This is a genomic window from Pseudomonas sp. NFACC39-1 (genome assembly GCF_900110355.1).
GTDB classification, from domain to species: Bacteria; Pseudomonadota; Gammaproteobacteria; order Pseudomonadales; family Pseudomonadaceae; genus Aquipseudomonas; species Aquipseudomonas tehranensis.
The window spans coordinates 258,410-270,722 of sequence record NZ_FODL01000008.1; the positions used below are offsets into that span (position 1 = coordinate 258,410).

The following is a 12,313-nucleotide window of genomic DNA, read 5'->3' on the forward strand; positions in this document are numbered from 1 at the left end:
CTGATGGCCCTGGCAATTTTTGATCTGGACGAAACCCTGATCCACGGCGATTGCGCCACCCTCTGGAGCGAGCAGATGGGGCGCCTGGGCTGGGTCGATCCAGAGTCGTTCATGCGTCGCAACAACGAGCTGATGGACGCCTACAGCCACGGCAAGCTGCGCATGGAAGAGTACATGGACTTCAGCCTGGAACCGATGATCGGCCGCACCCCGGAAGAAATCGAACACCTGGTGGCGCCATGGGTGGAAGACTTCATCGAACCGATCATCTTCAGCGACGCCACCAAGACCATCGCAGAACACCGCAAGGCCGGTGACCGGATCCTGGTGATCTCCGCCTCCGGCACGCACCTGGTCAAGCCGATTGCCGAACGCCTGGGCATTGATGAAATCCTGGCGATTGAACTGGAAGTGACCCATGGGGTGTACAGCGGCAAGACCGTCGGCACCCTGACCTATCGCGAAGGCAAGATCGCACGACTGCTGGATTGGCTGGATGCCGAGGAAGAAAACCTTGAGGGTGCGAGTTTCTATTCCGACTCGCGCAACGACCTGCCGCTGCTACAGCGGGTAGAGTACCCCCATGTGGTGAACCCGGATCCGGTGTTGAAGGCCCATGCCGAATCGGCCGGGTGGCCGATTCATACCTGGAAGTGAACACGGATTCATTCTCGAAACAACACTCAGGCTCGGTTTGGACCGGGAACAGGGTGGTTTCTGTGGGGGGAGCTTGCTTGCGCGGGGTGGCGCAGCCGCCCCAAAGGGTCTTACTGGCGAACCGTATCGGCCGGATTTACGACGGCTGCGCAGCCGAGCGGGATCAAGCTCCCTCTCCACAGGGGAAAGTGGTGTCTCGGGCAATGCGGACCGGCCGGCTGGCGGGTCGCCTGCAAGGATTTCCAAGCCATAATTCATCTTGATATTGCCGGCGGCAGTATCGTCCTTCGAGCCCTTTTCCTTGTTCCGTCCCTGAGACCGCTCCACTTGAATGGCAGTAGGGGCCGTTCTTTTTCGACGCAGAGACAAAGGTCGCAAACTGCAGTTGTTTGCCCTTATAGATTTCCAAGACAACTTCAGGCGACCTATCGCCGTCGATATATTTTGGGGTCATGCGGAGTTCTTTCGTAGCCATCACACTACCTCCTCTGTTAGTGCGTACTCATCAGAGAAACATCCATGACTCTCTTAACTCACTCCAGGGTGGCTTTTTGTGCGGTGTCTACTGTCAGACCTGACAGATCGCACAGGCTAACCGACAGATGGTGCGTTTTCTTGCGTTGACCTGTTATTTCTAACAGTAGACGCATGCTTGTATCCGCAGGTTAATAACTCCACGTCCTGTTCTTCTCGACAGTCCCCCACGACGGGAGCCCTCATGAACAAGCATTTTGAACACTGGAACCCCATGTACACCGGCATAAAAGCATTACTCACAGCCGCCGTGCTTGTCATATTTTTTGGATGTTCAACTCAGTTACCGTCGACGCCTACCGAGATTCAGAGTTTTGATACTTATGATGGTACCGGCGAAGCAACCGCCCGCAATCTAACTGAACGTTACAATAACCTGGCCAAAGATTGTGGCGCTGCTAATTTGGCCGCCTTTTTATGCTCTGGCATCATCTTCAGAGCCACCAAATCAGGTCGATACCATGCATGGGACCCAAGTCCATCCTCACAAATTAGCGGTGGCGTCTCCTTTTCTTATTTACGGGCCGACTCAAAATATAGAGAGCTAGCCTATGGCTATAACAATGGTTTTATTTTTTATCCTCCCCTTCAACGTCCTGAAGGAAAATTGAACATTCATGTTCTCTGCTCATTCCCACTCGATGCCGACACCAACAACAGACCTAATAAACAAGGCTGCGATTACAACACCAATATCGCTGAGCCCAACACCAGCCGTGAATGTCAAAACCAAGGCATCATGACCGCCACTCAATGGTATGCCCATTACATAAGTGTTCCTGCGGAGCCTCGTCGACGTCACCAATGTGGGTTTGATGTCAGATCAGGATTGGGCGCAGGAGCCGTAAGTGCGTTCAATGCCAGCTTGCAAGCCATGGCACTGAATGCCACAGAATCATTCACTGTTCAGAATGAACTGAGACTGGCGACTTGGCCCGAGGGTGTTGGACGCACGCTTCCACTCGAGGCTTTTTTCTATTTTGGTAGCGGTTTGGCCACCGCCCAGCATGATCAGCAGGATTTCTATAATGAGACAGGAGGGATAGTAGTTCCCATTATTTTACTTACGTTGCCCTCTACTCAAGCGAGGGACGCCACGTTTGTTTACCGTGCACAAGATCAAGCTGTACTCCCCGTCTCGCCGGGAAAAATAAAACCCAAGGTACCCAAAACTTACAACGCGGCGGGCGACCATCTGAAAATGAGCGATATCTATACCGATGCTCATGTGGATGTTGAAGTACCGCATTACACCGGCATGCATGCCACCGACACCATCAGGGTGCGCTGGCAGGGTCGGGTCAACTACAACAGTCCCATTATCGAAGTTGGCGATCCCCCCGGAAAAAGACTGATCCCGATTCCTCGACTGGAAGTCATCGACAATGTCGGCCGGTCTGTGGAGGTTGGCTATTCCGTCAAGGAAAAAGGGGTTGGTGAGACGATCGAGTCAGACAGGCTGACATTGCATATCGATCCACAAGCGATTGATCCATTACCAGCGCCGATTTACGTGGATTCGAACTCTAAGGTGGCCGTGCTGTATGGCGGCGAAACAGGCTATACCGTCAGGGTTCGCTGGACGGGTGTTGTGACCCGAGATACTGAGACACAAGATGTTAAGACCGGCTTCGGCAATGTATTTGATATTCCCAGCGCCTGGATAACCGAAAACCGCGGAAAAACGGTGTTGATCAATTACTCGATTGTTCGCAAGAACAGTACTGAGCAACGCATGTTTTCCCAAGTTCTCAGAATCAACTTATAAACAAATCCATTAATCGGCCACCCCCGTGAGGGCGGAAAAATGAACAAACTACTCATTTCGCTCGCGTGTGCTTTTTTATTACAAGGCTGTACAGCATTTCTCCCACATGAGCCAGACAGTGATGCTATTAGTTCGCAAGCGGACACCGCTACGGCTGCCCCCGTTCAATCTCTTCAAGGCCCGGCGATGGCGGATGAACTGCGCCGACGCTACCAGGACACCCGAACCGACTGCGGTTCGGCCAATAGACCGGCCTTTTTGTGTTCGGGGATTGTATTGCGCGGCACGAGCCATTCAGAAAACAAGCCCTATGATGCCTGGGACCCCAGCGACACCGCGATACGTGTAGGGGGCACTTCATTTTCTTACATACGCTCGGACTTCAACATGAAGCGTTTGGCGTTCGCTTATGACAAGGGGTACATATTTTTCCCTTACATGGACACACCCGCCAATAAATTAAAGATCGAAATCCTGTGCTTTTTCCCACTTGACGGCCAGTCGGATCATCGCTCCGACAAAGGCTGTGGTGCAAACAGAGAAGCCCCCATAGTCAGTGAACCGTGCGGTTTACAAAATATCAATACCGCCGAGCAGTGGCGTGATCATTACGTAAAATACCCCCAATCCATAAAGCGCTGCGGCTTCGACGTCAGTAAAACGTCCAGTGTTCCCACAGCCGCTGTCTTCCGCCAAGCCTTATTGACAGCGCCGTTGGTCTTCCCTCTGACTTTCGACAAGCCCAACGATATTAAATTAACGACGTGGCCCACCGGCGTTCCTGACCAGTTACCCATTGAGGCTTTCATATACACCCTTAATACGGGCATCAGCTCGGTGCAACATGACCAGAGACGCTTCCATGATCTGACAGGTATTGTTTTACCCATCATCAAAATTACTTTACCCAGCACTTTTCAGGGGCAAGCCACATTCGAATATCGAGACGCCGATCAAGCCGTTCTTCCAGAGACACCGGAAAAACTCAAACCCAAAGTACCGAAAGCCTATAACGCGGCGGGCGACCATCTGAAAATGAGCGATATCTATACCGATGCTCATGTGGATGTTGAAGTACCGCATTACACCGGCATGCATGCCACCGACACCATCAGGGTGCGCTGGCAGGGTCGGGTCAGCTACAACAGCGCAATTATCCCCGTCGGAGATCCCCCCGGAAAAAGACTGATCCCTATACCTCGACTGGAAGTCATCGATAATATCGGTCGCTCTGTCGAAGTCGGCTATTCAGTCAAGGAAAAAGGGATGGGTGAAACGATCGAGTCAGAGAGGCTGACACTGCATATCGACCCGCAAACGGTCCACCCCTTGCCGGCGCCCAGTTACTCGGCCTCCAAAGTGACCGTGGACTATGGCGGTCAAACTGGCTATACCGTCAGGGCCCGTTGGGTCGGTGTAACAACGCGCGACACTGAAACACAGGATGTGACCACCGGCCAGGCCAATGTATTTAATATCCCCAGTGCCTGGATAAGCGAAAACGCCGGAAAAACGGTGTTGATCAATTACTCGATTGTTCGCAAGAACAGCACGCAGCAGCGAATGTTCTCCCACATACTAAGAGTCAACTTATAAACCAAACATAAATTTTATCTGGCAAAGAGAATAAGAAGATGAACAAGGTACTTGTGACCCTTGCATGTATTTTTTTGTTCCAAGGCTGTACAGCATTTCGAGTTCACGAGCCAGATGCTTCCGGTATTAACGGGCCCTCGGACACCGCTACAACTGCCTCTGTTGAACCGCTCCAGGGCCTGGCAATGGCAGATGAACTTCGCCGACGCTATCAGGACACCCGTGCAGACTGTGGTTCGGTCGACAAGCCTGCTTTTTTATGCTCGGGAATAATACTGCGGGGCACGAGCCATTCAGAAAACAAGCCTTACGATGCCTGGGACCCCAGTGACACAGCGATACGGGTAGGCGGGACTTCGTTTTCTTACTTACGCTCGGACTTCAACATGAAACGTCTGGCATACACGTATGACAAGGGCTACATTTTCCTCCCCCCTTTAAACATACCAAACGATAAGTTAAGGATAGAAATTCTGTGTTTTTTCCCCATTGACGGTGAGTCGGACGCTCGCTCCAATAAGGGTTGTGGCGCGCATCGAAATACCCCTTTCATCAGTGAAGCTTGCGGCTTACAAGGCATTCATCTAGCCGGACAGTGGTATGTCCATTTCGTCATGTACCCCAGAGCGGACCAACGTTGCGGCTTTGACGTCAGTCCATCTTCTGCGGCCCCGACAGCCCCAACCTTTTATCAGGCACTATTGACCGGTCCGTTAGTATTTCCTGGCGCCTACGAAAAGCCAAGTGACATGAAGCTGGAAACCTGGCGTGCGGGTATTCCCGGCCAGTTACCCATTGAAGCATTCTTTTATACTCTGGAGACGGGTATTCAATCCGTTCAGCACGATCAGAGACGCTTTCATGAGCTGACAGGAATCGTGTTACCCATTATTCGAATCACCTTACCCGGTACTTTTCAGGGGCAAGCAACATTCGAGTACCGAGAGGCTGATCAGGCCGTCTTCTGATTCACAGGTAGCGTTGAGCCGGATTCCGGCCCAACGTTACACCTGCACCGCTCTGCTAGCCGCTCATCAAAAAGTCAATCTCAACACCCGCGAAAACATCGTGAGGCCAGTAGTGCCCGTTCGCCAGACTGAATAGTTCACCAATACGGTCTTGCCCTGACTCTGCGTGATCCATGCGGCGGGGACGTTGTAATGATAAGCCTGCCCGGTAGACAGGTTCTCTTCTGGTCCCTCAAGCGCCGTCCCGTCAATCGTCCATCTCACTCTGATTTTGTAGCCGGTCTTGATGTCGGCGTGATCCACCGTGATTCTTTTCACGGCGCTGGAATATGTCGGGGTATGCAAGTTCAATTCTTGAGGATCAATGTGCAAGGTCAGGCGCTGGGACTCCAGCGTCTCGCTGCTGGCGTTTTCCTTGACGCTATAACCCACCGTCACGGAAGCACCGATGTTATCGATCACTTCCAGCCTGGGAACCCGCAATCGCCGTGGGCCGGGGTTGGCCCCTACCGGGACCACCGGGCCATCGTGATAGCCGACCCGGCCTTCCCAACGCACCTTGAGTGAGTGGATCGAATCCATGCCTTTGTAATGCGGGACTTCAACCTCCAGGTACTGGTCATAGTAGATATCACTCATGCGCAGGCGATCCCTTGCTGGCGGGTTATAGGCCTTGGGCACCGACGGTTTGAGCAGATCGAGTTTTACCGTGAAACTGCGGGTGGCTGAAGCCGGCAATCCGCTGCCATAAAGTGCCTCGACACGCAGACGATGGAGGCCGGACAACAATCTGTTCACCGGATATTCCCAATTGCCACTGCTCGGCACATCGACAGTCCCCAGCACCGTCGTTGCGTCGAACACTCTGATTCGTTCGTTAGCCTGCGCCTTGCCGAACAAAGTCACATTTGGCCATGGCGTCGTCGTGTTATTCGCAATCTCCTGCCCGTCCCCTCCCTTAACGTTCTCCAGCGTCGGGGCGACAATTGCCCTGACGGTAAACCGTCGCTCAGAAGACTCCAGGCCGCTGCCATAAAGCGCCTTGGCCTTGAGGACATAAAGCTTGTCGGCCAGGCCGTCGAGCGTGACACTCCAGATGCCGGTAGTGGCATCCGCCAGGGCCGGCGCGCTGATGGGTACGGGGTTACCCACATCGAAGAGTTGCACCCGCTCGCGCTTGCTCGCCGTACCGGTGACCGTGACACTTGTCTCTGCGGTATTGCCCCCCGGCGCAATGCTGCCCCTGGAGTCACGGATATCGCTGATGGCCGGTTCATTGAAGGTCAGTCTCAATACCTGCGAGAACATCGAGAGTTCGCTACTGCCCGTTCGCCTGACCGAGTAATTCACCAAGGTCGTCTTGTCCTGGCTCTGCCCGATCCACTCGGCGGGAACGTCGTAGTGATAGGGTTGCCCGGTGTACACATCCTCTTCCGGGCCCTCAAGCGCCACACCGTCGATCGTCCATCTCACCCTGATTTTGTAGCCGGTTCGGATATCGGCGTGATCCACGGTGATTCTTCTCGCGCTACGCGAATATGTAGGGGCCGGCAGATCCAGGGCTTGCGGGTCAATGTGCAAGGTCAGGCGTTGCGACTCAAGCGTCTGGGCATCGTCGTTTTCCTTGACGCTATAACCCACCGTCACAGAGCCGCCAATATTGTCGATCACTTCCAGCCGGGGAATCCGCAGCCGCCTGGGTCCCGGATTGGGACCTACTACGACAATATCGCCGTCGTGATAGCCCACCCGACCTTCCCAACGGACCTTGAGCGAATGAATGGAGTCCATGCCCTTGTAGTGCGGGACTTCAACGTCCAGATACTGGTCGGCGTAGATGTCACTCATCCGGATCCGATCGTTGGCCGGCGGGTTATAGGCTTTGGGGATCAAGGGTTCGATCAGGTTGAGCCGTACCGTGAAACGACGGGTGACGGACGGTGGAAGCCCACTGCCATAAAGCGCTTCGACATACAGACTATGAGGTCCTGACAACAATCTATTCACCGGATATTGCCAATGACCACTCTCCGGCACATCGACGGTACCCAATGACGTGCCGCCATCGAATATTTCGACTTGCTCGTTGCCCTGAGCCCGGCCGGACAGGATCACGTTGGGCCATTGCGTTATCGTGTTGTCCTCGATTTCCTCCCTGTCTCCATCCTTCACGCTCTCCAGAGTCGGTGCGGTAATCGCGCCGATGGTCAATGGCCGCACCCGGGAATAACGCAGCGGCTCCGAGCCGCGCTTGAGGTAGTAGTCGACATCTACCGTGCCGTTCAAGTTATCGATCACGTAACGGTAGGGCACGGTAAACGGTACCGGTTTGCCCGCTGAGCTGGTATTGAGTGGCCGCTCGTCATCCGGCGGACTGCTGAGGGACCCTCTCCAGCGCAGCCCGATAATGTCGTTGGGCACGGTGCCGGTGTAAGGAACAATAACGTTGGGGCCCACATCGGGATTCACCTTGTCCGGGTCCAGCACATCATTGCTGTCGGCTTCGATGACATCGGGCTTTTCCATTTCCGGCTGGCCGGTGCCCACGGACAATTGCAATTCCAGGGATCTACGTTGGCTATTGATCCAGTAATAAACCGTGAGCGAGCCGCCATCGAGTTTCTTGATTTCAGCCTTGTCCACGTTACGCAGGACGGGTTGGCCGTCCGGCTCCGAGCCGACGTAGGCGTTATCGTCGAAATCGTACGGAGTATTACTGGCGTCAAGGCCTTCGAACACGATGTAGAGATGGTCTCCTGGCTGGCGCCCCGGGTAATAGGGGATGGAGACAGTATAGAAATTCAGGCCCGGATCCAGCGTATCGCCCGTCACGCCAACGAAGCCCGGGGCAGCGGGCCGCAGAATGTCGCCCACAACGGTCACAGGGGCATTGTTGGACGGACGATTCGCCTCGCCGTTCCTGATCCGCAGATAGGACACCGAGGCCCGCCCCTTGGCGATCGCCACCACGTCTGCATTGGGAATCGAAAAATCATACTGGAATGGCACGTATTCGACGGTCTTGTCCAGCGGCCCGACGATGACCTGGGACTTGCCCTGCGCAGGCGTGCCAACCCAGGTCAGGCGCAGGGTATCCCCCACCGCATGGTCGGTTGAATTGACGTACACCCGGCAAATGACGTCGGCCCCGGCCAGTTGTTCGAGGTCGATCACCCGAGTGGGGATATCGTTGACCAGCACTTGCGGAGCATCGAGACGATTGCCGCCCAGATCGACCACCACAATCGTCTCGGCCGACCAGGGCGCGCGCTCGTCGGGGTAGTTATTGCAAACATCCACCACCTGATAAGCGATGGTGACCTGCCCGTCCTCTCCAGCCTCGATAGTCGCTCTGTCGACATGAATGGTGATATCCGTATCCACCTCGCCCGGCAGGACGGTGTGCTCCACCGTCGCCTTCCCCCACGCCAAACGAATGCGATCACTCTTGCGCATGTTTTCGTAATGAAGGATGGTGACATCCACCCCGGCATCGGCTTCGATGGGCCCGACGCCATTGTCGATAATGTGCTGCGGCACCTCATAGCGCAGCCCCGAATGGCCGGGAATCGACGGTTCATCGTCATAGCCACCAGGGCGACGCAGCTTGACCAGAAACTTCTGCTGTGGCGAGTCCACGGGGATTTGCCCCGGGCGGGTCACGCTGTAGAACACCGGCTCGGCATCGCCCTCCAGGATAAAGCCCCTGTTGAGGTGAATCCGCAGCCGATCGGGGGGATTGGCATCGATGGTGTCGAACCAGACCGGGGTTTGTGCATCGTCCCAATAGAAGGCGATCGCGTCCCCGTCCCCGTTGGGAAACCAGAGGTCGACGTAGCACTTCAAACCGTCCTCGACCAGCGCAACCCCGATGCCGCCGGCGTAGTCTTCGAACGCGGGAGCTATGTTGGGGATATACAGAGGATCAAGGCGTAATGAGCTGTCGCTGCCTGCTTCGGCAGAGCTGGATGACTTTTTCATGGAAACACTCTTGCGTCGGGTGTTTCGCCGCAGAGGGGGCGTGGCCTACAACCGTCGGGTTATTAACGGGCGGATGAGGCGTGACGTCTACTGTCAGGAATGACAGTTCGAAGGGAGAAACCGGGGCCGTCTATCGGTGAGTGAAGGGAGCTAGGTTTATCCCCAGCCCCTTCCAATCGTCTTTTCCTGTGGCGAGTTGGCTAGCGCGGGTTGACCTCATCCAACGCCCGATTCGCCAACAATCCACCCAGTTCGATCAACTGTTGAATACCCAGCGTCACATGACGTCGTGAACCGTCCAGTTCGAAGGCCAAGTCGCTGATCATGGCATCGGCCGAAGCCAGGGTTTCGCTGAGGTTGGCGAGCAGGCATTCGGTGTCGACGCCGTTTACAACGGTGAATAATTGGCCTGGAGGCGGATCGGTGTCGGGCTGGGTCTGTTTTGGCTTCAGGTAAAAATCGAGGGCGCGTGCGGCGGCTTGGTCGAATGCTTTTGAATCGAGGGTTTCGCTGGAGGAAGTCGAATCGGCATCCGGCGGATTGGGGGTTACTTTGAACATAAGATGAAGCTCCATGTGTGCTTAAAGGAGCCATCACCCTCGCTACCAAACGATTGGGTGGCGGCCATACGAAGGTTGGTAGACCGGCCCACATGGAAAACCGGCGCGCCCGAGAGCGCCCTGCGCATGGCCACCATTAGACAGATGCCAAAAAAGACACCGCCAAAGGTGACGCTATGCGTCATGTGGGAGACGGGCTACCAAACCCGGTCACTGATTCCTCAGCGACCTGGAAACGATAAAGCCCGGCCCACAGGCGCACAAGCCGGCGAATTCTGGCGCAGTTGTAGGCAATGGCGCAAGGCGGGGTAGTCAGAGGCTGAAGGATGACGTGGGCCGCAGTTTCGGTAAGCTCGGGCCTGTGAAAGCGAGTTTCCTCGCTTTCACAGGGTGTATTTCTGGTAAATAAATGCGTCCCCTTTTTGCGTGAAATCGACCAGTACTTCGGAGCCCGCTAAGGCGTAAAGGTAAAGAAGTCCATTGCCAACCAGTCCATACCGCCAATAACCTGGAAGTCAATGCGCGCAATACCGGAGGCAGCGAACTCTATTAAAACAGAGTCCCCCTTCGTGGGGGACGGAGGAGATTTTGAATCCAATAATTGGTCATTCCGATCATAGCAGTGGACTTGATGAGTCTTGTCACTCCAGAAATACCAGAAGCTGACTCGTGAATATACTGATTTGAGGTCCAGGCGAAGACGCTGCCCAGCCGTACCGGTGCTCTTGTAATGCATGTGTAGAAGCTGGCCTTCTCGCTTGCCGGGTACAGGCTGATACGCAGGATTGTCCCCCGGCGATGCATCGGTTAACGGAGCAATCCCTGCAGTACCGTCGCCGGCCACGAAACGAATGGTCATGGACGGGGTGTCAATAGTCTCACCTACGGCGATCAACCGTGTCGTTTGCGCATCAAAGTTTTCGGTGATTACTATTGGTGCTTTCCTGATTGTATAAGTCCGCAGCGGGAAGGTAATTGCCTCGCTCTGATTATTAGTGCCATTGAACGCCACCAGCAGCACAATCTTGAGCGCAGAACCGTCGCGCAGTCTCTCAAGCTCGCTCCGTAACAGTGGCCTGGAAAGCCCCCCAGTCACTTGACTTGAACTGACTTCTGAGCCGGCATACAAGGTAATCGTGAAATTCGAACCATTGCTCGCAGCAGTCCCTTCACACTTCAACCAAACTCGCTGACCCGCCGCGATCAACGGCCACGGTGCGACACTGACGCTGGCATGTCCGGTGAATTTATTCAGATCTAACTCAGTTCCAATCCCTCCCTGCGCTGCCTGCCGAATCAACGGTATCGTCAGACTGGCCACAGGCATCGCCTGCACCGCCAAATTAAGCGAATCCGACGGCGGCGATTCACTGCCACGGGTCACGGTGTAGGTCACGGTCACAGGCTTGCCCAAGTTGTAGGCAATCACCGAGACCGGCATCGTAATCTCACGATTGGGAGGCAGTATCTGCACCGGAGTGGTGTAGGACCCATCCCCAGCAGTGCCTGCCCAAGTCACGCTGACCTGATCGCCCGGTTGCACACCGTAATCCGGTATCACCACGGTCAGGTTGTCCTTGCCTGCCACCGGGTTCAATTGCTGATTCGGTGCAGTCCCGCCAGCCTCCTTGACGCTGGGCGCCGTCAGGTTCATGGCTGCGCCGATGGTTAATGGCCGCACCCGGGAATAACGCAGCGGCTCCGAGCCGCGCTTGAGGTAGTAGTCGACATCCACCGTGCCGTTCAAATTATCGATCACATAGCGGTAGGGCACGGTAAACGGTACGGGGGCCCCCGCCGAACTGGAATTGAGTGGCCGCTCGTCAGCCGGCGCACTCACCCGCGAGCCCCTCCAGCGCAGCCCGATGATGTCGCCGGGCACGGTACCCGTGTAGGGCGCTGAAACATTGGCCCCTACATTGGGATTCACCCTGTCCGGGTCCAGCACATCGTTGCTGCCGGCTTCGATGACATCGGGTTTTTCCATTTCCGGCTGGCCGCTGCCCACGGACAGTAGCAGCTCCAGGGATTTACGTTGGCTATTGATCCAGTAATAAACCGTGAGCGAGCCGCCATCGAGTTTCTTGATTTCAGCCTTGTTCACATTACGCAAGACCGGATCGCCATCCGCCTCAGAGCCGACGTAGGCGTTATCGTCGAAACCGGTTGGGGTGTTACTGGCATCAAGGCCTTCAAACACGATGTAGAGGTGGTCGCCGGGCTGGCGGCCTGAATAATAGGGTATCGAG

6 protein-coding genes and 1 pseudogene are annotated in these 12,313 nt (G+C 55.3%); 4 read left to right on the top strand and 3 right to left on the bottom strand.

Going from position 1 to position 12,313, the window contains the following annotated elements; translation table 11 throughout:
• The first annotated feature begins 3 nt into the window (after positions 1 to 3).
• From BMY45_RS19175 to BMY45_RS19190, 4 genes are all read left to right on the top strand, one after another.
• Complete coding sequence (locus BMY45_RS19175) at positions 4 to 657, top strand: HAD family hydrolase (protein WP_092400276.1); 654 nt, start codon at positions 4 to 6, stop codon at positions 655 to 657.
• A gap of 718 nt (positions 658 to 1,375) precedes the next feature.
• A complete protein-coding gene (locus tag BMY45_RS28250) occupies positions 1,376 to 2,959 on the top strand; it encodes a hypothetical protein (RefSeq protein WP_218189646.1) in 1,584 nt (527 codons plus the stop codon).
• Between the two features lie 39 nt (positions 2,960 to 2,998).
• The gene (locus BMY45_RS19185) at positions 2,999 to 4,555 is read left to right on the top strand and encodes a hypothetical protein (RefSeq protein ID WP_143071666.1); all 1,557 of its coding nucleotides are present in this window, start codon (positions 2,999 to 3,001) and stop codon (positions 4,553 to 4,555) included.
• A gap of 38 nt (positions 4,556 to 4,593) precedes the next feature.
• On the top strand, positions 4,594 to 5,523 hold the full coding sequence (locus tag BMY45_RS19190) for a hypothetical protein (protein WP_092400280.1): 930 nt from the start codon (positions 4,594 to 4,596) through the stop codon (positions 5,521 to 5,523).
• Positions 5,524 to 5,589: 66 nt separating this feature from the next.
• Here BMY45_RS19190 and BMY45_RS19195 read toward each other — a convergent pair whose 3' ends face one another.
• From BMY45_RS19195 to BMY45_RS28205, 3 genes and pseudogenes are all read right to left on the bottom strand, one after another.
• Positions 5,590 to 9,504, bottom strand: a complete 3,915-nt coding sequence (locus tag BMY45_RS19195; protein WP_092400282.1) for a hypothetical protein — start codon at positions 9,502 to 9,504, stop codon at positions 5,590 to 5,592.
• Positions 9,505 to 9,704: 200 nt separating this feature from the next.
• A complete protein-coding gene (locus BMY45_RS19200; RefSeq protein ID WP_092400284.1) occupies positions 9,705 to 10,064 on the bottom strand; it encodes a DUF6124 family protein in 360 nt (119 codons plus the stop codon).
• 454 nt (positions 10,065 to 10,518) lie between these two features.
• Positions 10,519 to 12,313, bottom strand: a pseudogene (locus BMY45_RS28205) (hypothetical protein); the annotation flags it as partial.